This window comes from Coprococcus comes ATCC 27758, assembly GCF_025149785.1.
Lineage (GTDB): Bacteria > Bacillota > Clostridia > Lachnospirales > Lachnospiraceae > Allocoprococcus > Allocoprococcus comes.
Genome location: NZ_CP102277.1, coordinates 1,958,915 through 1,984,708, shown reverse-complemented (window position 1 = coordinate 1,984,708; position 25,794 = coordinate 1,958,915). Strand labels below are relative to the sequence as shown.

The 25,794-nt window shown below is 43.5% G+C and carries 23 protein-coding genes; 20 read left to right on the top strand and 3 right to left on the bottom strand.

The window, feature by feature from the left end:
* Positions 1-24: 24 nt before the first annotated feature.
* Positions 25-657 carry an RNA polymerase sporulation sigma factor SigK gene (sigK, locus tag NQ556_RS09965; RefSeq protein WP_022220374.1) on the bottom strand — a complete coding sequence of 211 codons (633 nt, stop codon included), beginning with the start codon at positions 655-657 and terminating at the stop codon, positions 25-27.
* Between the two features lie 182 nt (positions 658-839).
* Between sigK and NQ556_RS09960 the strand changes: the two genes are divergently transcribed.
* From NQ556_RS09960 to NQ556_RS09895, 14 genes are all read left to right on the top strand, one after another.
* Entirely contained in the window at positions 840-2,210 is a 1,371-nt protein-coding gene (locus NQ556_RS09960; RefSeq protein ID WP_022220375.1) for a MurT ligase domain-containing protein, read from the top strand.
* A 10-nt stretch (positions 2,211-2,220) separates the two neighbouring features.
* On the top strand, positions 2,221-2,955 hold the full coding sequence (locus NQ556_RS09955) for a type 1 glutamine amidotransferase (RefSeq protein ID WP_022220376.1): 735 nt from the start codon (positions 2,221-2,223) through the stop codon (positions 2,953-2,955).
* A gap of 342 nt (positions 2,956-3,297) precedes the next feature.
* The gene (locus NQ556_RS09950; protein ID WP_044999238.1) at positions 3,298-4,824 is read left to right on the top strand and encodes a YifB family Mg chelatase-like AAA ATPase; all 1,527 of its coding nucleotides are present in this window, start codon (positions 3,298-3,300) and stop codon (positions 4,822-4,824) included.
* Between the two features lie 5 nt (positions 4,825-4,829).
* On the top strand, positions 4,830-5,927 hold the full coding sequence (gene dprA, locus NQ556_RS09945) for a DNA-processing protein DprA (RefSeq protein ID WP_008375019.1): 1,098 nt from the start codon (positions 4,830-4,832) through the stop codon (positions 5,925-5,927).
* Between the two features lie 32 nt (positions 5,928-5,959).
* Entirely contained in the window at positions 5,960-8,047 is a 2,088-nt protein-coding gene (gene topA, locus NQ556_RS09940) for a type I DNA topoisomerase (RefSeq protein ID WP_022220378.1), read from the top strand.
* 154 nt (positions 8,048-8,201) lie between these two features.
* On the top strand, positions 8,202-8,984 hold the full coding sequence (gene codY / locus NQ556_RS09935; RefSeq protein WP_022220379.1) for a GTP-sensing pleiotropic transcriptional regulator CodY: 783 nt from the start codon (positions 8,202-8,204) through the stop codon (positions 8,982-8,984).
* Positions 8,985-9,071: 87 nt separating this feature from the next.
* Entirely contained in the window at positions 9,072-9,377 is a 306-nt protein-coding gene (locus NQ556_RS09930) for a hypothetical protein (RefSeq protein ID WP_008375025.1), read from the top strand.
* Positions 9,378-9,495: 118 nt separating this feature from the next.
* Positions 9,496-9,780: a co-chaperone GroES gene (locus NQ556_RS09925; RefSeq protein ID WP_022220380.1), complete on the top strand. Its 285-nt coding sequence runs from the start codon at positions 9,496-9,498 to the stop codon at positions 9,778-9,780.
* Between the two features lie 83 nt (positions 9,781-9,863).
* Entirely contained in the window at positions 9,864-11,489 is a 1,626-nt protein-coding gene (gene groL, locus NQ556_RS09920; protein WP_008375030.1) for a chaperonin GroEL, read from the top strand.
* Between the two features lie 100 nt (positions 11,490-11,589).
* On the top strand, positions 11,590-12,081 hold the full coding sequence (locus tag NQ556_RS09915) for a DUF6106 family protein (protein ID WP_008375032.1): 492 nt from the start codon (positions 11,590-11,592) through the stop codon (positions 12,079-12,081).
* Between the two features lie 207 nt (positions 12,082-12,288).
* Entirely contained in the window at positions 12,289-13,743 is a 1,455-nt protein-coding gene (gene guaB, locus NQ556_RS09910; RefSeq protein WP_008375034.1) for an IMP dehydrogenase, read from the top strand.
* Positions 13,744-14,019: 276 nt separating this feature from the next.
* Positions 14,020-14,748: a peptidoglycan recognition protein family protein gene (locus tag NQ556_RS09905; protein WP_008375036.1), complete on the top strand. Its 729-nt coding sequence runs from the start codon at positions 14,020-14,022 to the stop codon at positions 14,746-14,748.
* A 106-nt stretch (positions 14,749-14,854) separates the two neighbouring features.
* A complete protein-coding gene (locus NQ556_RS09900; RefSeq protein WP_022220383.1) occupies positions 14,855-15,646 on the top strand; it encodes a shikimate kinase in 792 nt (263 codons plus the stop codon).
* Entirely contained in the window at positions 15,639-16,154 is a 516-nt protein-coding gene (locus NQ556_RS09895) for a YqeG family HAD IIIA-type phosphatase (RefSeq protein ID WP_008375043.1), read from the top strand. Before NQ556_RS09900 ends, NQ556_RS09895 begins: the two co-directional genes overlap by 8 nt.
* A gap of 225 nt (positions 16,155-16,379) precedes the next feature.
* Here the strand turns inward: NQ556_RS09895 and NQ556_RS09890 are convergent, their stop codons facing one another.
* The gene (locus NQ556_RS09890; protein WP_008375044.1) at positions 16,380-18,380 is read right to left on the bottom strand and encodes an oxidoreductase; all 2,001 of its coding nucleotides are present in this window, start codon (positions 18,378-18,380) and stop codon (positions 16,380-16,382) included.
* A gap of 396 nt (positions 18,381-18,776) precedes the next feature.
* Between NQ556_RS09890 and NQ556_RS09885 the strand changes: the two genes are divergently transcribed.
* Entirely contained in the window at positions 18,777-19,667 is an 891-nt protein-coding gene (locus tag NQ556_RS09885) for a LysR family transcriptional regulator (protein WP_022220385.1), read from the top strand.
* Here the strand turns inward: NQ556_RS09885 and NQ556_RS09880 are convergent.
* Positions 19,664-20,548 carry a LysR family transcriptional regulator gene (locus NQ556_RS09880; protein ID WP_008375047.1) on the bottom strand — a complete coding sequence of 295 codons (885 nt, stop codon included), beginning with the start codon at positions 20,546-20,548 and terminating at the stop codon, positions 19,664-19,666. The two genes, NQ556_RS09885 and NQ556_RS09880, sit on opposite strands and share 4 nt — an antisense overlap.
* A gap of 222 nt (positions 20,549-20,770) precedes the next feature.
* Between NQ556_RS09880 and NQ556_RS09875 the strand changes: the two genes are divergently transcribed.
* The 5 genes from NQ556_RS09875 (at position 20,771) to NQ556_RS09855 (ending at position 25,790) form a co-directional block, all read left to right on the top strand.
* Positions 20,771-21,649, top strand: coding sequence for a shikimate dehydrogenase (locus tag NQ556_RS09875; RefSeq protein ID WP_008375048.1), 879 nt, complete (start codon positions 20,771-20,773; stop codon positions 21,647-21,649).
* A 72-nt stretch (positions 21,650-21,721) separates the two neighbouring features.
* Positions 21,722-22,936, top strand: a complete 1,215-nt coding sequence (locus NQ556_RS09870; protein ID WP_008375049.1) for an MFS transporter — start codon at positions 21,722-21,724, stop codon at positions 22,934-22,936.
* Positions 22,937-22,954: 18 nt separating this feature from the next.
* On the top strand, positions 22,955-23,719 hold the full coding sequence (aroD, locus tag NQ556_RS09865; RefSeq protein ID WP_008375050.1) for a type I 3-dehydroquinate dehydratase: 765 nt from the start codon (positions 22,955-22,957) through the stop codon (positions 23,717-23,719).
* A 281-nt stretch (positions 23,720-24,000) separates the two neighbouring features.
* Positions 24,001-24,516, top strand: coding sequence for a TRAP transporter small permease (locus NQ556_RS09860; RefSeq protein ID WP_022220386.1), 516 nt, complete (start codon positions 24,001-24,003; stop codon positions 24,514-24,516).
* Complete coding sequence (locus tag NQ556_RS09855) at positions 24,501-25,790, top strand: TRAP transporter large permease (RefSeq protein WP_008375052.1); 1,290 nt, start codon at positions 24,501-24,503, stop codon at positions 25,788-25,790. Before NQ556_RS09860 ends, NQ556_RS09855 begins: the two co-directional genes overlap by 16 nt.
* Positions 25,791-25,794 lie beyond the last annotated feature (4 nt).

Genomic DNA, 25,794 nt, shown 5'->3' with positions numbered 1-25,794 from the left:
AGACAGGATCTAGACCGGCAAAAATTAAAAATGAGAAGGAAGAAAGCAGGGGCGGAGTTTTTGGATCGCCCCTTTTTCAATTCGCGAAACGTAGGAACGTGAGATGCCAAGAGAAGCTGCAACTTCTTTCTGGGTATATTCTTTTTCACCATAAAGACCGTAGCGTTTTTTCAGTACCAGCTGTTCACGGTCGGTGAGAACGGATTCCAGTTTTTCATAGAGAAGAGAAATATCATTTTTCAGAGCAAGCTGCATACAGGCATCTTCTTCATCAGATTCGATGACATCATACAGGCGGATCTCATTCCCTTCACGGTCTGTACCGATTGGTTCGTATAGGGAGGTTTCCCGGTTACTCTTCCGCTTGGTGCGCAGCATCATCAGAAGTTCATTTTCGATGCAACGGCAGGCGTAGGTGGCAAGCCGGGCTTTTTTGTCCGGGTTAAAGGTGGAAACTGCTTTGATAAGTCCGATGGTTCCGATGGACAGAAGATCTTCTGTATCGTCCTCCAGATGCTGATATTTTTTTATGACATGAGCGACCAGACGGAGATTGCGCTCGATCAGAATATGACGGGCCTCATTGTCACTGTCTGCACTGCGTCTCAGAAGCTCGGATTCCTCTTTTGGAGTAAGAGGCGGAGGAAAGGATTTCAATACGATTACCTCAAAATAGAGTTACTAACATTGTATGTAAAAGTGAAATGTTCTGTGCTTTTCCATTCGGGTTATTTTGCGCTTGTGGTACGTCTGAAAATGCGTTATAATGAGCGTTGAATCATGTAGTAGCAGATATGTTTTACAAAAGAAATGAGATTACGAGAGAAAAGGAAAAAATTATGGGAATAAGGACAAGATTAGCGGTACTTGCCTGTAAGACATCCAATGCAGTCCTGCGGCGGATGGGACGAGGCGGAACGAACCTGCCGGGCAAGATCGCATTAAAAATTGACAAAGATATTTTAAAGGAATTATCACGTGGGGTGAAGGTTACGGTAGTGACCGGAACCAATGGAAAGACGACCACGTCCCGTATGATCGAGCAGGCATTTGAAGAAGCCGGATATAAGTACTTCGCAAATAAATCCGGTGCCAATCTTCTGACTGGGATCATTACGGTGTTTGCACAGCACTGCAGTCTTTCTGGCAAGTGTTCCTACACACACGCACTGATCGAGTGCGATGAGGCAGCGTTCCGCAAGACCAGTGAGATGCTGCCGGTAGAGTGTCTGGTAGTCAACAATATTTTCCGTGACCAGCTGGACAGATATGGGGAGATCACTCACACGTTGAATGCAATCCGCGAAGGAATTACCCACGTACCGGATGCAACCCTGTGCCTGAACGCGGACTGTTCATTGACGTCATCTCTTGCAGATGATGTACCGAATAAGGTTGTATGGTTCGGGGTGGATGTGCCGATTTACAAAGAGACAGCGTTTGAATTGTCTGATGCAGTGTACTGTATTCATTGTAAGACAGAATATGAATACGATTACAGAACTTACAGCCATCTTGGCGGTTTCCGCTGTCCGAAATGTGGATATCACCGGCAGACACCGCAGGTTGGCGTGACGCAGGTAGTGCGTACCGGAGCAGATTCTTCGGATATCGTGTTAAATGCATTCGGGCATAACCATGATGTGCACATTAATCTTCCGGGAGGTTACAATATTTACAATGCGGCAGCCTGTGTTGCGGCTGCGGAGATTGTTGGAATCGATGAAGACACAGCAGTTGATGCACTCAGCAGATTTGAGTGTGGTTTCGGACGTGCGGAACAGTTTGAACTTGGCAAGTCTAAAGCACGTATGATGCTTGTCAAGAACCCGGCAGGGTACAATCAGGTCATCAACCAGATCTCTAATGATGAGGAAGAGTGCAAGATTGCGTTCCTTCTGAACGACCGTTATGCAGATGGAACCGATATCAGTTGGATCTGGGATGTGGATTTTGAAGCACTTGCCCGCCAGAGCGCACGCTTTACCCGTATTCTGGTATCCGGAGTCCGTGCAGATGATATGGCGCTCCGCCTGAAATATGCAGGATTTGACACTGGACGGATTGAAGTGATCCGCGACTATGAGAACCTTTTAGAAGCAATCGGAGCGGATGAGACACCGACATTTATTATGCCAACTTATACCGCTATGTTTGATCTGCGCGGCGAGATCAGCAAGCATACCGATATCAAGGCATTTTACGAATAAGGAGGGAATTATGGAACTGAATATCTGTCATCTCTATCCGGACATCCTTAATCTGTATGGAGACCGGGGCAATATCATCACAATGAAACGTCGTATGGAGGATCGGGGAATCAAGGTCAATGTAGAAGGCTGCTCGATCGGAGAAACGCTGGATGCAAACCGCTATGATATCTTCTTCATTGGCGGAGGTCAGGATTTTGAACAGGAAGTCCTTCTGAAAGACCTGGGGACCGGAAAAGCAGCAGAGATCCGCGCGGCTGTGGAAGATGAAAAGACCTTCCTCGCAATCTGCGGAGGCTATCAGATGCTTGGCCAGTATTATAAGACCTGGGATGGTGTCCAGCTCGATTTTACCGGCGCGATCAACATTCATACCGTTGGATCAAAAGAGCGTATGATTGGCAATTATATGTTTGAGACCCTCCCGGAGAGCAGTGGAGCTGTCGTAGTCGGCTTTGAAAATCATTCTGGCAAGACCTACCTGGGTGAAGGCGTATCACCACTCGGCAAAATGCTCAAAGGCTACGGCAACAACGGAGAAGACCAAACCGAAGGAGCCCGCTACAAAAATGTCTTCGGAACCTATTCGCACGGCTCCCTTTTACCAAAGAACCCGGTACTCTGCGATTTTATATTACAAACTGCCCTAGAACGCAAATACGGTCAAATAGAACCACTTGCGCCACTGGAAGACACCCTGGAATTAAACGCCAACGAATACATGAAACAAAGATTAAGCAAATAATGCTTATTTAGAAAATGCCACTGCACACAGGGTTCCATCCCACCTGTGCAGTGGCATTTTGTCCCATCTATGATACAGCAAGGCAAAACTTTGCCAGTAAAGTACGGCGGTCATCGTGGGAGAATCAAAAGAGATGATTCTCCCACGATGACTTCACAACCTACTCCCACAAATTTCCCCTCCCAATCATCTTGACAAAATCCCCTACCCATACTATCATAAGGATACATTTTCTAAAAGATATCGGTTTTCTTTTAGCAAATCACTCATGGCATTTCGCCATACATTTTCTGAAATAAAACTTCTGAACTTTTGCCGGGGAAAGGCAAGGGTGAATTTAATATGGGATTTTATAAGGTACATTCGGCAACGATTCTGGGGCTGAAAGTAGAATTTGTGCAGGTAGAGGCAGATGCAGGGAACGGACTTCCAATGTTTCATATGGTGGGATATCTGTCTTCTGAGGTAAAGGAAGCAGCAGAACGGGTAAGAACTGCCATGCGTAATGCCGGTTATACCATGCCGGCGAAAAAGATTGTGATCAATCTGTCGCCGGCATGTGTCCGCAAGAAGGGATCGGTATTTGACCTTCCAATTGCAGTTGCAGTACTTGGGGCAATGGGGATTTTCCCGGAAAAAGCAGTGGAGGATATTTTACTTGCAGGAGAGCTCGGACTGGATGGAAAGCTGCAGCCGGTAGAGGGAATCCTTCCGATTGTTCTGGAAGCAAAGAAGGCTGGTTTTAGATATTGTGTGATTCCGAAGTCAAATGAGGATGAGGGAAGGCTGGCGCAGGGAATACAGATTTTTGGGGCAGAGACTCTGGAGGAGGTATGCAGATGGCTGAAGGGTGAGTATATGCCTCAGATGGAGAAAACTGACCGGGAAGAGGCTCATGGAACGGAAGAATGGGACATAGATTATAGTGATATTCAGGGACAGGAAGCAGTAAAAAGAGCAACGATGGTGGCGGTGGCAGGAGGACATAACCTGCTTTATGTCGGTCCGCCTGGTTCCGGAAAGACGATGCTTGCCAAACGGATCCCGACAATCCTACCACCGCTTGACCGGGAAGAAAGTCTGGAGATCACGGGGATTTACAGTACGGCTGGACTGCTTAAAAGAAAGAATCCGCTGATCTGGCAGAGACCGTTCCGGGAGGTCCATCATACTGTGACACGGGCAGCGCTCATCGGAGGCGGACGAATCCCATCGCCGGGAGAAGCAACACTTGCGCATGGAGGTGTCCTTTTTCTGGATGAGCTGGCGGAGTTTCCGAGAGGTGTTCTGGAAGTGCTCAGGCAGCCGTTGGAAGAAAAATGCATTCATCTGGCAAGGCAGCAGGGAGCTTATATTTTTCCGGCAGACTTTATGTTGGTTGCTGCAACGAATCCATGTCCCTGCGGAATGGCTCCTGGTCCCCAATGTACCTGTACGCCCGGGCAGATCCGGAATTATCAGGGAAAGTTGAGCCAGCCGTTTCTGGATCGGATTGATATCTGCATGGAGGCACCAAAGGTCGAATATGAAGAACTGACCGGAAAGGGAACAGGGATGGATTCCAGAACCATGCGAGGAAAAGTGATGCTTGCAAGAATGCGTCAGATGGATCGTTTTCGAGAAGAAAAGCTGACAAAAAATGCACAGATGGGGCAAAATGAAATTGAAAAATACTGCCGTCTTGGGAAAGAAGAAGAACGGATGATGCGCCAGGCTTATGAAGTGATGAAGCTGACGGTGAGAAGCTATCATAAAGTGTTGAAGGTGGCACGGACGATCGCAGATATGGAGGAAAAAGAGGAGATCGATATTGTGACACTCCGAGAGGCACTGGGTTATCGGGTTATGGATAAAGAATATTGGGGATAAGAGAAATGAGTGAAATGTGGTATACATACTGGCTGGCGTGTGTGGAAGGAATCACAGGTGACAGAAAGTGTGAATTATGCAGAAAGAACGGATCTGCGGAAGCAGTATATTATATAGAAGAAAAAGGGATCAGAGAACAGATAATTACAGAAAAAGAGTGGGGGATTCTGAAAGAAAGTAAGAAAAAAAGGAATTGGAGGGAAGCGTATCAAAAAGTGGTGGACCGGGGAATTCAGATGGCAGTCCGGGGACAGAACAATTATCCGAAACGGTTTGAAGAACTTGCGGGAATGCCGTATGCACTCTTTTTTATCGGGGAGATGCCACGGGAGGGAATGCCGTCGGTGGCAGTGGTGGGTGCCAGAAGATGTAGCAGCTATGGTGAGAAAATGACGCTTCGCTTTGTTGAAAGACTTGCGGAGAGCGGAATCCAGATCATCAGTGGAATGGCACTAGGAATTGACGGAATGGCACACCGGGCTGCATTAAATGTCGGAGGGAAAACATTTGCGGTTTTGGGAGGCGGAGCAGATGTATGTTATCCTGCGGCACATAAAGGACTCTATAAAGATTTAATAAAGCGGGGAGGCATACTGTCTGAACAGCCACCGGGAACTCCACCGGTTGCCTGGCATTTTCCGGCAAGAAACCGTCTGATCAGCGGACTTGCCGATGTGGTACTTGTTATGGAGGCAAAAGAAAAGAGCGGATCCCTGATTACAGCAGACATGGCTCTTGAACAAGGAAGAGACATTTATGCTCTCCCGGGGATGGTGACAGAGCCGCTGAGCTGTGGTTGTAACCGCCTGATCCGGCAGGGAGCAGGGATTCTTTTGAATGAAGAAGATTTGCTGGAAGAACTGGTTATAAAAGGGCTGCTAAAGAAGAAAATCGCAATTATATCAGACACGAAAAATAAAATAAAGCTTGAAACGAAAGAAAATTTGGTGTATAGTAAGCTCGGTTTGTATCCGCGGGGGCTGGATGATTTACAGAGAGAAACCGGACTTACTCCACAGGAGGTGATGGGAATCTGTGTATCTCTTCAGTTGAAAGGATGCATTCAGGAAAGATCAAAAAATTATTATGTCAGAGCTAAATGATCTGACACTGTTAATATGGAGGAATATAATATATGGCACGTTATCTTGTGATTGTAGAGTCACCGACAAAAGTGAAGACCATAAAGAAATTTCTCGGCAGCAATTACGTGGTAATGGCATCAAACGGACATGTAAGAGATTTGCCGAAAAGTCAGATGGGAGTAGACCTGGAGCATGACTTTGAGCCGAAATACATTACAATCAGAGGAAAAGGTGAGATCCTTGCAGGACTTAGAAAAGAAGTAAAAAAAGCAGATAAGATTTATCTTGCAACTGACCCGGACCGCGAAGGAGAAGCAATTTCCTGGCACTTGATGAAAGCACTTAAACTGGAAGGAAAGAAAGTATACCGGATCAGCTTTAACGAGATCACTAAAAGTGCGGTAAAGGCATCCCTGAAAAATGCACGTGATATCGACATGGATCTGGTAGATGCGCAGCAGGCGCGTCGTGTGCTGGATCGTATCGTGGGATATAAGATCAGTCCGGTTCTCTGGGCAAAAGTAAAAAGAGGACTTAGTGCCGGTCGTGTGCAGTCTGTGGCACTTCGCATCATTGCAGACCGGGAAGATGAGATCGCAGCGTTTATTCCGGAAGAATACTGGTCACTGGACGCCAATTTCAAGGTAAAGGGAGAAAAGAAGCCTCTTACAGCAAAATTCTATGGAACAAAGGATGAGAAGATCACCATCCATAACGAAGAAGAACTGCATAAGATTCTTGCAGATCTGGAAGAAGCAGAATATGAAGTGGTCGATGTAAAACGCGGAGAGAGAAGTAAAAAAGCACCGCTTCCGTTTACGACTAGTACCCTTCAGCAGGAGGCATCCAAAGCACTGAATTTTGCAACTTCAAAGACGATGCGTATCGCACAGCAGCTTTATGAAGGTGTGGATATTAAAGGAAGTGGAACGGTTGGTCTGATCACTTACCTGCGTACGGATTCGACCCGTATTTCTGAGGAGGCGGATGCAAATGCAAGAGCCTATGTTGGAAAAGCCTACGGAGAAGAGTATGTGGCAGAGACTACATCGGAACAGAAGCAGAAAAATGACGGGAAAAATATTCAGGATGCACACGAAGCCATCCGCCCGTCAGATGTTACCCGTGTTCCGGCAGAAATCAAAGAATCTCTTACAAGAGACCAGTTCCGTCTGTATCAGCTGATCTGGAAGCGTTTTGTGGCGAGCAGAATGCAGCCGGCAAAATATGAGACAACTTCTGTTAAAATTGGAGCAGATGATTACCGTTTTACGGTATCGGCATCTAAGATTATATTTGAAGGTTTCCGTCTGGCATATGTGGAAAGCGATGAGGAAAAACAGAGTGGAAATGTAATGGTCAATAGTATCGATAAAGATTCAGAACTGACGAAAGAATCCTTTGACTATAAGCAGCATTTCACACAGCCACCTGCACATTACACCGAGGCATCTCTTGTAAAGACACTGGAAGAACTTGGAATCGGACGTCCGAGTACCTATGCACCAACAATCTCTACGATCATTACAAGAAGATACGTTGCAAAAGAGAACAAGAATCTTTATATGACAGAGCTTGGTGAAGTGGTCAATAATATTATGAAGCAGTCTTTCGCAAGCATTGTTGATGTCAACTTTACCGCTTATATGGAAGGACTTCTGGATATGATCGCAGAAGGAAAGGTAGAGTGGAAATCGGTTATCAGCAATTTCTATCCGGATCTGAAAGAAGCGGTTGAAAAAGCAGAAAAAGAGCTGGAAACAGTTAAAATCGAGGATGAGGTAACCGATGTAGTCTGCGAAGAATGTGGAAGAAATATGGTTATCAAATACGGTCCCCATGGAAAGTTCCTTGCATGTCCCGGATTCCCGGAATGCCGCAACACCAAACCGTATCTGGAGAAAATCGGAGTTGCCTGCCCGAAATGTGGAAAAGACATTGTATTGCGCAAGACAAAGAAAGGCAGACGTTATTATGGATGTGAGGATAATCCGGAATGTGATTTTATGTCATGGCAGAAGCCGTCAGAAGAAAAATGTCCGAAATGCGGAAGTTATATGGTAGAAAAGGGAAATAAACTTGTCTGCGGTAATGAACAGTGTGGGTTTGTTAAAAATAAAGAGAAAGATGAAAAATAAATCAAATTTCATTGAACTATTCAGAATTGTATGATAATATATTTGTGTACACATTTTTTTGACTAATTTGTGTGCATAATTTCAACAATATTTCATATTCATGAAAAATGCGACCGGAAACGCACATTTTTAATAAAAATATATGGAGGCAGATATGAGCGTACAACTATTGGATAAAACAAGAAAAATTAACAAACTGTTGCACAATAATAATTCAAGCAAAGTTGTGTTTACAGATATCTGTGAAGTTCTGACAGAGATTCTGGCATCGAATGTACTGGTAGTCAGTAAGAAAGGAAAGGTACTCGGTGTCAGCACATGCGAAGGAGTCCCGGAGATCCATGAGCTTTTGCAGGACGAAGTGGGAGAACATATTGATCCGATGTTAAATGAACGTCTTCTAAGTATTCTTTCCACAAAAGAGAATGTTAATCTGCAGACACTTGGATTTACAGCTGATGTATCCCAGGGATATCAGGCGATCATTACTCCGATCAACATTGCAGGAGAGAGACTTGGAACTTTGTTTTTATACAGAAAAGAGTCCATGTACGAAATTGATGACATCATTTTGAGTGAGTACGGAACCACTGTCGTGGGACTTGAGATGCTCCGCTCTGTTAATGAAGAGAGTGCAGAAGAGACCAGAAAAGAACAGATCGTACAATCTGCGATCAGCACCCTTTCTTTCTCTGAGCTGGAAGCAATCATCCATATTTTTGATGAACTTAACGGAATGGAAGGGATTCTGGTGGCAAGCAAGATTGCAGACCGTGTGGGAATCACCCGTTCTGTAATTGTCAATGCACTCCGCAAATTTGAGAGTGCGGGTGTGATCGAATCCCGTTCATCCGGTATGAAAGGAACTTACATCAAGGTTGTGAATGATTACGTGTTCAAAGAACTGGATAAGATCAAAAAAGAAAAAATGAATTAAGGATAAAAGTAAAAGAGGGGTATCAGACAAATCTGATGCCCTTTTCTTTAACGGGGAATTATATTTGTAAAAAGGAGAGAAGAGAGCATGTATGATGGAGATAAAGCTGTACTTACGATGGTACAGTATCTGAAAGAAGATAAGGAAAAAGATGAGAATATTTATGAGGCAACAGTCATAGAATATCAGAAGGAGATGGAGCAGGTACATCTGATCCTGCGATCAGGCAGTCTTTCTGATATTTCACTGGATGCAGTATATGAATGCCGGATCCGGACGATCACTTGTGAGACTGTGTGTACAGGGATGATAAAGGAGCGTTATGAGAACCGTGCAGGTATGATTCTGGTCCTGCAGGTGACGAATGGATTTTATGAAATAAATCTAAAGTAATTATAAAATTCAAAATCGAATGTTGACAAAAAAGAAAGAGAGTGCTATCTTATACCTAGAAAGTTTTTAGCACTCGATTTTATTGAGTGCTAACAAGATAGAGTTAGGAGGAATTATAATGAAATTAGAACCATTAGCTGACAGAGTTGTATTAAAACAGTTAGTTGCAGAGGAGACTACCAAATCAGGAATCGTACTTCCTGGACAGTCAAAGGAAAAACCACAGCAGGCAGAAGTTGTTGCTGTAGGACCTGGCGGAGTTGTTGATGGAAAAGAAGTTACGATGAATGTTTCAGTAGGTGATAAAGTTATCTATTCCAAATATGCAGGTACAGAAGTAGAACTCGATGATGAAGAATACATCATTGTAAAACAGAATGATATTCTTGCAGTGATCAGATAATCCGGCAGGATATCATATACAGATAAAAATCAGATTTTCAGATCAGAACAGAATTTTATTTTTAAGAATCAGGAGTGATAGAAATGGCAAAGGAAATTAAATACGGAGCAGACGCAAGAAAGGCACTGGAAGCAGGTGTCAACAAACTTGCTGATACAGTAAGAGTAACAATCGGACCAAAAGGAAGAAACGTAGTTCTGGATAAATCATTCGGAGCACCGCTTATCACAAATGACGGTGTAACAATCGCAAAAGAAATCGAACTGGAAGATGCATTTGAAAATATGGGAGCACAGCTGATCCGTGAAGTTGCATCTAAGACCAACGATGTTGCAGGTGATGGTACAACAACAGCAACTGTTCTTGCACAGGCTATGGTACACGAAGGAATGAAGAACCTGGAAGCAGGTGCAAACCCGATCGTATTAAGAAAAGGTATGAAGAAAGCAACAGACTGTGCTGTAGAAGCTATCAAGAAGATGAGTAGCAAAGTTACAGGAAGAGAGCAGATCGCAAGAGTAGCAGCTATCTCAGCAAGTGATGACAGTGTTGGTGAGATGGTAGCAGAAGCTATGGATAAAGTTTCCAACGATGGCGTTATCACAATTGAAGAGTCAAAGACAATGAAGACAGAGCTTGACCTTGTAGAAGGTATGCAATTCGACCGTGGATATATTTCAGCATATATGTGCACTGATATGGAAAAGATGGAAGCAAATCTTGACGATCCATATATCCTGATCACAGACAAGAAGATTTCTAATATTCAGGAAATCCTTCCACTGCTGGAACAGATCGTACAGTCAGGAGCAAAACTTCTTATCGTAGCAGAAGATATCGAAGGAGAAGCTCTTACAACTCTGATCGTCAACAAACTGCGTGGAACATTCAATGTAGTTGCAGTAAAAGCACCTGGATATGGTGACAGAAGAAAAGCTATGCTGGAAGATATTGCAATCTTAACAGGCGGACAGGTAATCTCAGAAGAACTTGGTCTGGAACTGAAAGATACAACAATGGCACAGCTTGGACGTGCAAAATCTGTAAAAGTTCAGAAAGAGAATACAGTCATCGTTGATGGTATGGGCGATAAGGCTGCTCTGGAAGCCAGAATCGGACAGATTAAAGCTCAGATCGAAGAGACAACATCTGATTTTGATAAAGAAAAACTTCAGGAAAGACTTGCAAAACTCGCCGGCGGAGTTGCAGTTATCCGTGTAGGTGCTGCTACTGAGACAGAGATGAAAGAAGCAAAACTCCGTATGGAAGATGCTCTTAATGCAACAAGAGCAGCAGTAGAAGAAGGAATCATTGCAGGTGGTGGATCAGCATACATCCATGCATCAAAAGAAGTTGCCAAACTTGCAGAAACTCTGGAAGGTGATGAAAAGACAGGGGCAAAAGTAGTCCTCAAAGCTCTGGAAGCACCATTATTCCACATTTCAGCTAACGCAGGTCTTGAAGGCGCAGTTATCATCAACAAGGTAAGAGAAGCTGAACCGGGAAATGGCTTTGATGCTTACAATGAAGAATATGTAGATATGGTGAAAGCAGGTATCCTTGATCCTGCAAAAGTAACAAGAAGCGCACTGCAGAACGCTACAAGTGTTGCATCTACACTCCTTACAACAGAATCCGTTGTTGCTAACATCAAAGAAGATGCACCGGCTATGCCGGCAGGCGGAGCTCCGGGAATGGGCATGATGTAAGCTAAAAATATGATTTTTAGAAAACTCCTCAGAAGAGGAGTTTTCTTTTTATTATAAAAGTGTTACAATAGTTCTAATATATAAATTTGGAGGTTAGGATATGGGTGATTTTTACACAGAACAGCTGGTGAAGAGGCAGAAAGCATCTTCGACGACGCTGATCAAAGCAATACTTATCATACTTACTGTTCTGTCGGTCGTACTTATATTTATGATCCCATTCGGAATAATTGGTCCGGTGATCATGATCGCACTGGATGTTTTTTTGTTCCGGAGTATGGATGTTGAATATGAGTATTTATTTGTGAATGGGAGTCTTGATATTGATAAGATTATGGCAAAATCCCGTCGGAAAAATATGTTTTCCATGGAGATGACGGATCTTGAGATGATGGCACCTTCCGGTTCGCCGGAACTCAGACCTTATCAAGGGCTGAAAGGAACCGATTACAGTTCAGGTATGCCGGGGGCAGATACATATGAGCTGATCGTTGTAAATAACGGGGAAAAGAAAAAAATTATTTTTGAGCCAAATAAGGCAGTTTGTGAAGGACTGAAGATGCTGGCACCAAGAAAAGTATTTTGCAAATAATTCCCGAAAGACGTGCAGAAAAGCTTGCAGGTTCCGGGGTACAATTGCATCCAGAAAGACGGTTACGTAAAATTATCAGTGATCTGTAGAAATGTGATTGTCACGGACGGACGAATGTACTCGATAAAGGACTTGACATAGCATAGATTTATGCGTTATCATAGCAGATAATCAAAATTACAGACGAGAGAGAAAGGAAGAAAAATCATGGGAAAGATTATTGGAGAAGGAATCACCTTCGATGATGTACTTCTGGTACCTTCTTATTCAGAAGTAATTCCAAATCAGGTTGATTTATCAACTTATCTTACAAAGGGCATTAAGCTTAACATACCGATGATGAGTGCGGGAATGGATACTGTTACCGAACATCGTATGGCGATCGCTATGGCACGCCAGGGAGGTATCGGTATTATTCACAAGAATATGTCGATTGAACAGCAGGCAGAAGAAGTAGACAAGGTTAAGCGTTCTGAGAATGGTGTCATTACAGATCCATTCTATCTGTCGCCGGAGCATACACTGGCAGATGCTAATGAACTGATGGCGAAGTTCCGTATTTCCGGAGTTCCGATCACAGAGGGAAGAAAGCTGGTAGGTATCATTACGAACCGTGACCTCAAGTTTGAAGAAGATTTCTCCAAGAAGATCAAAGAATCCATGACAAGCGAAGGTCTTGTAACAGCACAGGAAGGTATCACCCTGGAAGAAGCAAAGAAGATCCTCGCAAAAGCAAGAAAAGAAAAACTTCCAATCGTAGACAAAGATTTTAACTTAAAAGGTCTGATCACAATTAAAGATATTGAGAAACAGATCAAATACCCACTGTCAGCAAAAGACGCGCAGGGAAGACTTCTGTGTGGTGCAGCGATCGGTATTACAGCGAACTGTCTTGAAAGAGCAGAAGCTCTTGTAAAAGCAAAAGTTGATGTAGTAGTACTTGATTCGGCACACGGACATTCAGCAAATGTACTTCGTACCGTAAGAATGATCAAGGATGCATTCCCGGATCTTCAGGTGATCGCAGGTAACGTTGCAACAGGGGAAGCAACAAAAGCGCTGATCGAGGCAGGTGTTGATGCAGTAAAGGTTGGTATCGGACCTGGATCCATCTGTACAACCCGTATCGTAGCCGGTATCGGTGTACCACAGATCACAGCTGTTATGGACTGCTACGAAGCAGCAAAAGAGTCGGGAATTCCGATTATTGCAGATGGTGGTATTAAGTACTCAGGTGATATGACAAAGGCGATCGCAGCCGGAGCCAACGTATGTATGATGGGAAGTATCTTCGCAGGATGCGATGAGAGCCCGGGAACATTCGAACTCTATCAGGGAAGAAAATACAAAGTATATCGTGGAATGGGATCTATCGCAGCAATGGAGAACGGAAGCAAAGACAGATACTTCCAGACAGATGCGAAGAAGCTTGTACCGGAAGGCGTAGAAGGACGAGTTGCCTATAAAGGATCTGTAGAAGATACTGTATTCCAGTTAATGGGCGGTCTCCGTTCCGGAATGGGTTATTGTGGAGCACCAGACATCGAAACTCTCAAGACAACAGGACGTTTCGTAAAAATTTCTTCCGCATCCCTCAAAGAAAGCCATCCACACGACATTCACATCACAAAAGAAGCACCAAACTACAGCGTAGATGAATAAGATATAAAATTAATCAAGAGAGAAGAATCATTTCCGTAAGAGAGACGATTCTTCTCTCTTACATTATCCAACTATTTTCAAACTTCACCCAAACCTTCAACAGTCAACTGAATCCAGCGGCAATTGTTTTTTCGGAGGGGTACACGTCCCCTTCCGACTACCTTAATAAAAAAATAATAATTTTTTCAACAATTTCTCACCATTTTATGATAGTCTGGATATAGTTGGGATTCCAACAGAAAATTTGCAAAAAACACAAAAGATTGAGATGACGAAATGAACCGAAGAAAGAAGAAAAACACCAGAGCCAACCTGTACAGGGGTGGCGATGGAAAAAGCTATTATGAGGCGAATAAGAGGCGCAGAATGAGCCGTTATATAAAGGTGGGAAGTACGATCCTGATCACACTGCTTCTTGCACTTTCTATTATGAAGATCAGTGGAAGAGGAATCTTTGCACAGAGAGCATACAGTGAGCTTTCTGATGAAGTGATCAGTGCCCAAAAGCCGGATATTGATGTAGAACTGTTAACTGTGAATGAATATTCAAGACCGGGACTTTCAACCAATGAGATTACCGGAATAGTCATTCATTACACTGCCAATCCTGGTTCGACAGCGATGGAGAACAGAGACTATTTTGAGGGACTGAAGGACAGTCACATTACGCAGGCAAGCAGTAATTTTGTAGTAGGACTGGACGGGGAAATCGTACAGTGCGTACCAACCTGGGAGGTTGCATATGCGTCCAATACACGGAATTTTGATACGGTGTCCATTGAGTGCTGTCATCCGGATGAGACCGGAAAGTTCAACGAGGCAACTTATAAGAGCATGGTACAACTTACAGCATGGCTGTGTGAAAAGTTTTCGCTGACAGAAGAAGATGTGATCCGACATTATGATATTACAGGGAAAATCTGTCCGAAATACTTTGTCGAAAATGAAGATGCCTGGAAGCAGTTTAAAAGTGATGTAAAAGCGGTCCTGGATAACGCAAAATAAAAAATATCTATTGATTCACTTCCAAAGTGTCTGCTATAATGTTTTAATACAACGGGCAATTGAAGGCACCCGGAAAGCAGTAGAGTGAGAAACGAGGAATTGATAGATGAACGATTTGGAATTATACCGTGAAGAGCTTGCAAACTGTGATGCGAAGATCACAGAGGCATTAAAAGAAAGATATGCGATCATTGAAAAGATCATGGCATACAAAGAAGAGTATGGTATGCCGATCCTGCAGCCGGAACAGGAAGAAAAGCAGAAGAAGAGACTGATGTTCAGCCTTCACAATGATAAGCACAGAGACGAGATTTATGATGTATTTGAGCGTATCCAGCGCAACAGTAAGAAGATCCAGGCTAGAAAGCTTTTTGATTACAACATTGTCCTGATCGGGTTTATGGGAGCTGGAAAAAGTACGATCTCTGATTATCTTAGCACCATGTTTGCCATGGAAGTGGTTGAGATGGACCAGCTGATTGCAGAACGCGAAGGCATGAGTATTTCCGATATTTTTGAAACCTATGGGGAGGAATACTTCCGTAATATGGAAACCAATCTTCTGATCGAGATGCAGGAGAAGAAGAATGTGATCATTTCCTGTGGTGGTGGTGTGGCAATGCGTGAACGCAATGTCGCAGAGATGAAGAAAAATGGTCGTGTAGTACTCCTTACTGCACATCCACAGACCATTCTTGACCGTGTAAAAGACAGTGACGACAGACCGCTGCTCAATGGACACAAGAATGTAGAATATATCGAGCAGCTGATGGAAGCAAGAAGAGAAAAATACGAGGCGGCTGCAGATATCGTTGTAGATACAGATAACAAGACGGTTCTGCAGATCTGTGAAGATCTGATTCAGAAGCTTCTGGAAATGGATGAGAATCATGTTTAAGACCTTTTATCCGGACGAATATGTAGCGTCCACTTATGTACTGGATTTTGAAAAAATGTATCGGGAAGGCTGTCGTGGACTGGTATTTGACATTGACAATACGCTGGTTCCGCATGGAGCACCGGCAGATGAGAGAGCAATCTGTCTTTTTGACAGGCTGCGCAGCATCGGGTTTGATACATGCCTGATTTCCAATAACCAGGAACCACGTGTAAAGCCTTTTGCCGAAAAGGTGCAGAGCAAGTATGTGTTTAACGCGCATAAGCCTTCCACGAAGAATTATATAAAAGCCATGGAGCTGATGCAAACGGACAGAGGAAACACTGTATTTATCGGAGATCAGCTTTTTACGGATGTGTGGGGAGCGAAGCGTACCGGGATGAAGAGTATTCTGGTGAAGCCGATCAATCCAAAAGAAGAGATCCAGATTGTGCTGAAAAGATATCTGGAGAAGATTGTATTACATTTCTATAAAAAAGAGAACGAAAAGAGAATGTCCTGCAAGTAGGCAGGGCATTTTTTGATAGGAAATTCCGAAGGAACTTCCTATCAAATAAAAGGCACTGCGTGCCAAAGATGTGCACTCGCACGAAGATGAAGAATGTCGCAAGCGACTGCGCTCGGCGCGAAAATGTGCCTTGGCACATTCTTTTTAGTAAAGTAAATAGAAATCCCCCCGGTTCTCATAACGAGAACCGGGGGACATCAGGGGGAATATTATATTTACAAAATCTTATAAGTAGTCATGTTTGGCAAGAACATTCAGGATATTACGTCCTTCTTCTGTACCTTCGATGATACGGCGGGCACGTACACTGTCACCGATGTTCATGATTTCAACATCTTCATCTTCGAATTCTTTACGGACTGCATCGAGGATCGGAGCGTTTGCTCTCATACCAAGACATACAAATCCATAATCAAATAGCATTTCTTCTTCATTTCCTTCTGGCGTTTTAACAAGGAAGGAATCTGCTTTAACTTCAAGAAGAGCAGTATTCGGACACTGTTTTACACCATATTTATCCATCAGTGCAAAGGTTCCGACTTTGGATACCGGATCAATTCCGTTACCGATTACCGGCATCATTTCCACAATGCTTACATCAGCACCACGTGGAGCAAAGAATTCTACTACGTCAAGACCTACGGCACCGCCACCGATAACAACGACTTTTTTGCCTTTCAGATCTTCTGGATATTCCATAACATGGTTGATCATATTTGTAATAGAAGAAACTTTTCCGCCCTCTTTGTCAATATTCTCATGAAGGCCCTTGATCGGTGGAAGGAGCGGATTAGAACCGGTAGCATTTACAATAATGTTCGGGTTCATGCTTCTGATCATTTCAATCGTAGCTTCCGTGTTCTTGAAGATGAACAGGTTTTTCAGCTTGCTTGCGCGATGGATCAGATAGTTCGGGAAGTCAGCAAGTCTCTTCTTATCCGGGATCTTGGAGATCAGGGCGGCAAGTCCGCCGAGTTCCGGTTTCTTCTCGATCAGGAAAGTAGTGCATCCAACCTCGGCAGCTGTACATGCAGCTTCCAGTCCGGCAGTACCACCACCGATCACAACAACGTTGCAAGGCTTGTTGATTTTCTGCTTTTTGTAATTTTCGCCGCCATTTACAGACGGGTTAACAGTACAACGGATCGGACGGTTGATTCCGATACGGTGTCCTGCACATCCGATGTTACAAGAAATACATTTACGGATATCACATTCATCACCGAATTCTACTTTATTTACCCATTCCGGATCAGCGATCAGTCCACGTCCCATACCGATCAGGTCAGCATCGCCTCTTGCAAGAATATCTTCGGCAACCTGTGGGTTACGGATGTTACCCATTGTCATACATGGTTTGCCGTAACGTTCTTTTACAGCTTTTGCCATATAAGAACGCCATCCATCCGGAAGGTAATTGGCATCAATCTGGTACTGAATGGATCCGTTCAGACCGGCAGATACGTCGAATACGTCAACTTCTTCCTGGAAGTACTGAAGGTAATCAAGACAGTCATCCAAAGTATTTCCGCCTTCCATAAATTCATCCGCACTGATACGAACAAAGATAGGGAAGAATGGTCCAACCTGTCTTCTAACTTCTTCAATAACAAGTTTTGCAAGTCTTGCACGGTTTTCCAAAGATCCGCCGAATTCGTCTGTTCTCTTATTTGTAAGAGGTGAAAGGAACTGGCTTATAAGGTAAGAATGTCCTGCGTGGATTTCTACAGCGTCAAACCCTGCGATCTGAGCACGTTTTGCGGCTTCACCGTATTTTTTTACAATATGCATGATTTCATCTTTTTCCAGTGGACGCGGGATTTCACCGCCTGCTTTTGAAGGAACATCAGAAGCAGAAACCGGCTGCATATTGATACGTGCTGACTGTGCAGAAGCACCGGCATGATTGATCTGGATTGCAATGCAGGATCCATGTTTGTGTACTGTTTCGCAAAGTTTGAAAAGTCTTGGAATGTAGTTATCCTGATCGATACGAAGCTGTGTGGTTCCGTTAGATCCCTGTGGAGAATCAACGCTGGCGTTCTCTACGATGAGAAGTCCTGTACCGCCTTTTGCACGCTGCTCGTAATAATTGATATGAAGAAAACTCATTTCACCATTCTGTTCACCGTAGTTGGTTCCCATTGGAGTCATGACGATACGGTTCTTGACCGTCATATGTTTGATGGTAAATGGCTCGAAAATGTGTTTGTATTTGCTTTTCATTAGAAATTCCTCCGTAAAAATGACTTAATAATCAAAATAAAATGATGTGAGTGTCAAAAGTAAATTTTGCCACTCACTGATGTAATCGGATTGCTCCATTGCTATGCAATTCCTGCAATCCTCAAAAAATCTTAGTCACACGAGGTTGTCTTATACCGGCTTGGGCGTACCGGTTTTTGTTAAATCCATTATAACTACAAAAAACTGAAAAATACAAATTGAAAATACATAGAAAAATAATAGAATATAACTATAGAAACAGCGAAAAAGATAAAAATAAAATTATACTAGGAAGACGGGAAGTGGAAAAAGATAGACAATTTAAACAAAACTATAGAATAATTAAATAATTTATGCTATGTTTAATATAAGAACAGGAAAGAGGGTGATGGTTTTATGAATCTGAATCAGTTGCATTACTTTGTGACACTAGCACATATAGAACACTATACCAGAGCGGCGGAAATGCTGTCCATTACGCAGCCAAGTCTCAGCCATGCCATAAGTATGCTGGAGCAGGAGCTTGAGACAAACCTGTTTGAAAAAAGAGGGCGTAACGTTGTACTGACAAAGTACGGAAAAGTATTTCTGGAATATGTAGAAGAAGCTTTAAAGATTCTGGACAGTGGTGTAAAAAAGACAAGGGCGTTGACAAGTGACACCGGCGGGGTGATCGATCTCGCATATATTTTTACGCTTGGAAGTGTATTTGTTCCACAGCTTGTAGGCGGTTTTTTGAAGGAACACGAAGACTGGGATGTGAATTTCCGTTTTTCTGTCGGAAATACGACAGAGATTATACAAGGGTTGAAAGAGGAGAAGTATGACATCGCTCTCTGCTCGCGAAAAGAAAAAGAATCCGGGATTGATTTTGTACCGATCGCTAAGGAAAAATTGGTTGTTGTTGTTCCAAGAGACCATGAGCTTGCCGGAAGAGGATCTGTTGATCTGAAGGAAACACTTCCTTATCCCCAGGTATATTTCACCAAGAACAGCGGGCTCAGACCGGTGATCGACCAGTTGTTTGAACAGACCGGAGGGACACCGAAGATAGCATATGAGATTCTGGAAGATGCATCGATGGCAGGTCTTGTGGCAGAAAATTTTGGAATTGCGGTAATGCCGGAGATTCCTATACTTAAAAATCTGAATGTAGATGTACTGGATATTGAGAATCCACCATACGAACGTTATATATATCTGGCGAAGCTGAAGGAAAAATATCTGGCGCCGGTTGTAAAAGAATTTATTGAATATGTAAAAGAAAGCAATGGGAAGGCACTTTAATAGGCCTTCCCATCTCTTTTGACAAACTGGATGAAACGTTTGACAGCGGGAATCTGGTATTTGTCGCGGATGTATCCCATATAAACGGTGTGGGTAAGGTCTGCATCGGCAAGCGGGAGTACGGTTACATTTGCCTGATCAACCGCATCGACCCTGGCAACCAGGGCGATTCCGAAATCTTCGGCAACCAGGGCAGCAATTGCGTTTTCATCCGGACACTCACAGACGATGTTTACCTTCAGCTTCTTTTCTTTATAGAAGTTACGGGTGAAGCCACCGAGTCCGGAATAGCGGTCATACCCGATCAGAGGATAGTCAGTAAGGTCACTGCAACAGACGGATTCTTTCTGGACAAGAGGATGTTCTTTTGGAGTAATTACAACCATATTCTGGTTCAGAATGGGTACAAAGGAAATATCCGGTTCATCCGCAACGAAAGAACCAAAGATCACATCGTGGCGGTCGGATTTGAGCCCCTGGATCATATCTGCAGTGTGCGTTTGGTTAAAATTGAAGGTTACATGCTTGTTGCGGTCTATATCTAGGAAGGATCGCACTGTATGCGGAATATAGTAGTTTGCCAGCGGAAATACATAGGCGATATCAATATGTCCGCCGCTTCCGGCAAGCTGCTTCATCTTATGCTCGGCAATATGTACCTCCTCGAGGATCCGGTTGACATGTTCCAGGAAGACGCGGCCGGATTTGGTGAGGACAACATTGCGTCCCTGATGTTCAAAAAGCATCAGTCCAAGTTCTTCTTCCAGAAGCGACATGGACCGGCTGAGGCTTGGCTGGGAGATCTTAAGTAATTCTGCAGCCTGTCGGAAATGCTGCAGGGTTGCTACTTTTTGGAAATATTCAAGCTGATTTAGCGTCATGGTAAAAAATCCTTTCTATATTATATAAAATAATCATACCATAACTGATGCCAAAAAGCTATCAAAAACACACATAAGATATATTTGAACTATCAAATGATATCGTCTATAATTTAACTATCAAGAGGTTGTTTAAAAATTAACAAAATTGGGCAAACGTTAAAAACATTCTCAAAGAACAAAGAAATAAATTTCGATGGAAGAAGAAAAGGAGAACAAATCATGGCAGAGAGAATTACAGGACACACAGAACTTATCGGACTTATGGCTTATCCAATCAGACATTCAAGCTCACCGGCAATGCATAATGAAGCATTTGCTTACCTTGGACTGGATTATGCTTACCTTGCATTTGAAGTTGACAACAGCACACTGGAAGATGCAGTAAAAGGACTTCGTGCTCTGAAAATGGTAGGATCTAACGTGTCTATGCCAAATAAAACAGTTGTTGGACAGTATCTGGACAAATTATCTCCGGCAGCAGAGCTTTGTGGAGCAGTTAACACAATCGTAAATGAAGATGGTGTTTTAACAGGACACATCACAGATGGCATCGGATTCATGCAGGCGTTAAAAGATAACGATATCGATGTGATCGGAAAGAAGATGACAATCGCAGGCGCAGGCGGAGCTGCTACAGCAATTGAAATCCAGGCTGCACTTGACGGCGTAAAAGAAATCTCTATTTTCAATATTCATGATAAATTCTGGGCAAACGCTGAAGAAACAGTAAGAAAGATCAATGAAAAGACAAACTGCAAAGCTACTCTTTACGATCTGGATGACAAAGAAAAATTAAGAGAAGAAATGAACGATTCATACATCTTCGTAAACGGAACAGGTGTTGGTATGAAACCACTGGAAGGAATGTCAGTTGTACCGGATAAATCATTCTTCCGTCCGGAACTTATTGTTATTGATGTTCCTTACTCACCACTGGAAACAAAGATGCGTTCTATGGCAAAAGAAGTTGGATGTAAGACAATGAACGGTCTTGGAATGATGTTATTCCAGGGAGCAGCAGCATTCAAACTCTGGACAGGAAAAGAAATGCCGATCGAACACATGAAAGAAGTATTAAACATCAGATACGATGATTAATACCCGGCAGGCTTGTATTGAATTTAAGAAGAAATCGAAAAAATTTGAAAAACAGGAATGTGAGGAAAAGAGATGAATAAGAAATACATACCCAGCGCCCTGATCCTTTATTTAAACTACTTTATCCACGGTGTCGGATGTTCCATCCTTGGACAGGCAGTCATCAAGGAAGCACTTGCCGCTTCCTGGGGCGTAGAAGTTATGGCAATCACTGCAATTTCAGCAGCACTCGGACTTGGACGTCTGATCGCGCTTCCGTTCGCCGGACCGCTTTCTGACAAACTCGGACGTCGTATTTCAACAGCGATCGGTAGTGGATCCTATGCAATCTACCTGATCGGACTTGCACTTGCATTTAATGCAGGAACAAATGGTGGATACCAGATCGCATATATCTGTGCAATCGTTGGTGGTATCGCAAACTCTTTCCTGGATACAGGAATTTACCCGGCTGTTTCAGAAATCATTTACAAAGCACCGGGCGTTGCAACTATGGGGATCAAATTCTTTATTTCTGTATCGCAGATGCTTTTACCGTTCGTACTTGGTGTAACTGTCGCTACAACAGCAACAGGAGCAACCTCTTACAACACACTGTTCTATGCATGTGGAATCGCTTATCTTGTACTTCTGGTACTGGTTATGATCTTTCCACTCCCGGATACAGATCAGAAAGCAGCGGGAAAGAAAGAAGGCCTGATCGACAGCTTAAAGCATACACATTTCTCTGTAGAATCCATCGCAATGATCCTGATCGGATTCACATGTACAGGTACTTTCCAGTTATGGCTGAACTGTGCACAGAACTTTGCAAAAGAGAATGTTGGCTGGGCTGATCCGTCCATCATGCAGACATACTATTCAGCAGGAACAATGCTTGCACTCGTTGTAACTGCACTTTTAACAAGAAAGATCAAAGACGTAAGATTTATCCTGGGATACCCGGTAATCTGTCTTGTAACAATGATCGCTGTTCTGGTTGGAAAGAGCCAGACACTTATGATTGCAGGTGCATTCCTGATCGGATGGGCAGGAGCAGGCGGACTTCTTCAGATCGCAACTTCTGTATGCAACATGCTTTTCCCGAAGATCAAAGGAACTGTAACAGCACTTGTTATGATCGCATCTTCCCTGTGTAACTACACCATCCTTACAGCAGCATCCAAAATGCAGCCGTCACAGGTTATGGTTATGAATATCGTTCTTACAGCAGTTGGAGTCCTTCTTGGATTATTTGTAAACTTACGTTATACTAAGATGGTAGAACAGGCTCAGGCTGACAACTAGAAAAAGGAGAAAACAGACATGAGTAAATATGTAGAAGTTCGTGGCGTTAAGATCGGTGAAGGAGTACCGAAAATCTGTGTACCGATCGTCGGAAAGACAAAAGAAGAAATTCTTGCAGCAGCAAGATCTTTTGAGGATGTTGCGCTTGATGTTGTAGAATGGCGTGTAGACTGGTTCGAAGGTGTATTTGACTTCGCACAGGTTGAAGATGTATTAAAAGACCTTCGTCCGGCACTTGGCGAAACTCCGATTCTTTTCACATTCCGTACTTCCAAAGAAGGCGGCGAAAAAGCAATCGAAGCTGACGCATATGCAGAGCTGAACAAGAAAGCAGCAGCAACAGGACTGGTTGACCTTGTGGATGTAGAAGCATTTACAGGGGACGAAGTTGTAAAAGATATCATCGAAGGCGCGCATGCACACGGCGTAAAAGTCGTTGCATCCAACCATGACTTCGATAAGACACCGGACAAAGACGATATCGTAGGACGCCTTGTGAAAATGCAGGAACTCGGCGCAGATATCCCGAAAATTGCAGTAATGCCACAGTGCAAAAAGGATGTACTTACACTTCTTGAAGCAACACGTGAAATGGCAGAAGAACATGCAGACCGTCCGATCATTACAATGTCTATGGCAGGTACCGGACTGATCAGTCGTCTGTGCGGTGAAGTATTCGGTTCAGCACTTACTTTCGGGGCAGTAGGAAAAGCTTCTGCACCTGGACAGATGAATGCATCAGATTTAAGAGAAATCCTGACTCTGATCGATAAGAGCATCTAGTGAAGAAACATCCGGAGAAGTCCTGTGGCGGATCCGTTATGTTTAACCTGAATGAAGAGTGAAAAAGGCAGGATAAAGACCCGCAGTCATACCGGGGATTCCGGTGGATTGCGGGCCTTTATCATATTCTGGTTTTGTTAAAAAACTAACCGATTTCTGAAAGTGAAAAATTATAGAAAATTTTGCTATTTAAAGAGAGAAAAGCAAATAGAAAAAATAGACAAATTCTTCGGTAATTGATATCATTTTTGTATGATTACATGAATGGAGGGCAAATGCGAATGAAGAAAACAGTAATCTGGCTGGATAACTATCTGGAAGAATTTTTTATGGTGATAAGCCTGATTCTGATGACAGTGATCATGGGGATCCAGGTGTTTTCCAGATATGTACTCGGCTCAGCGCCGTCCTGGTCGGAGGAGATTACCCGTTACCTGTTTGTATGGTCGGGATTTTTGAGCGTCAGCTATTGCACAAAAAAATGTATTTCCATTAAGATCGAACAGTTTGTGTCAATTTTCCCACGAAGAGGGAAGGCACTTTTTAAACTGGTTAACCATACCTTTGAACTGATGGTATTTCTTTACCTGATACCGTTTGCGTTTAAGTATATGATGTCAGCAGTAGAGAGCGGACAGGTAAGTCCGGCGTGCCACATCCCGATGTATTATGTGCAGGCAGCACCGCTTGCAAGTTTTATCCTGGTAGCGATCCGTATTATCCAGCGATGGTTTGCAGAATTAAAAGTAGTAAGAGAAAAAGATGAGAAAGGAGAAAAAGCATGCCGGCAGCAGTAGTATTTATCTTATTTGTAATCTGTCTGATCATTGCCATTCCGGTATCGATCGCACTTACAATCGCATCGGTCCTTCCGGGTGCTTTTGATCCATCCTTCACAGTCAGCGGACAGTTTGTGATCCGTTCTATGCTGGGAGGAATTGACAGCTTTCCTCTCCTTGCGGTTCCGATGTTCGTACTTTCCGGAATCATCATGGCAAGAGGCGGCATTTCCAAAAAATTATTTGATGTATTTTCCTATTTTCTTGGAAAGCTGACAGCGGGTCTGCCGTGCGCGGTCATTGTAACCTGTCTGTTTTATGGTGCAATCTCAGGCTCCGGACCGGCAACGGTTGCAGCAGTCGGAAGTATGACGATCCCGATTCTGATCGAGCTTGGATACGATAAGGATTTTTCCGCGGCGATCGTAGCCGTGGCAGGTGGTCTTGGAGTTATTATTCCACCAAGTATTCCGTTTATCATGTTCGGAAGTGCTTCCGGTGAATCAGTAAGTGACCTGTTTATCGCAGGGATCATTCCGGGACTTCTGATCGGCGGACTTCTGATGGTTTATGCAGTTTATTACTGTAAAAAGAATGGAGAGGACAAAGAAAAGATCCAGAAAGTAGTCGGGGAACTTCATGAGAAAGGACTTCTGAAGGTTTTAAAAGAAAGCTTCTGGGCACTTTTGAGTCCGGTTATCATTCTGGGATGCATCTATTCCGGAATCGCATCGCCGACAGAAGCGGCAGTCATTTCGGTATTTTATGCACTGATCGTCAGCCTGTTTATTTATAAGACGATGACGTTTAAAGATATCTGGCCGGCACTGGTGGAGGGCGTGCGCACCTATGCACCGATCATGTTTATTCTTGCAGCATCGATTGCATTTTCAAGAGTTCTGACTCTGATGCAGATCCCACAGATGGTAAGCACCTGGATCCTGACGCACTTTACCAATAAGATCGTCCTGATTCTGGTGATCAATGTATTCCTTCTGATCGTGGGAATGGTCATGGATACCACACCGGCAATCCTGATCCTGACACCGATCCTTCTGCCGATCGTAACAGCAGTCGGCATGAATCCGATCCACTTTGGAATCATGATGGTTGTCAACCTTGCAATCGGATTTGTAACACCGCCGATCGGAGTCAATCTGTTTGTGGCAAGCTCGCTTACAGATATCCCGATCATGCGGATTTCCAAACATGCGATGCCAATGATCGGCTACTTCCTTGTTGCGCTTTTGTTAATTACATTTATCCCGGCGATCAGCCTGGCACTGATATAGGAGG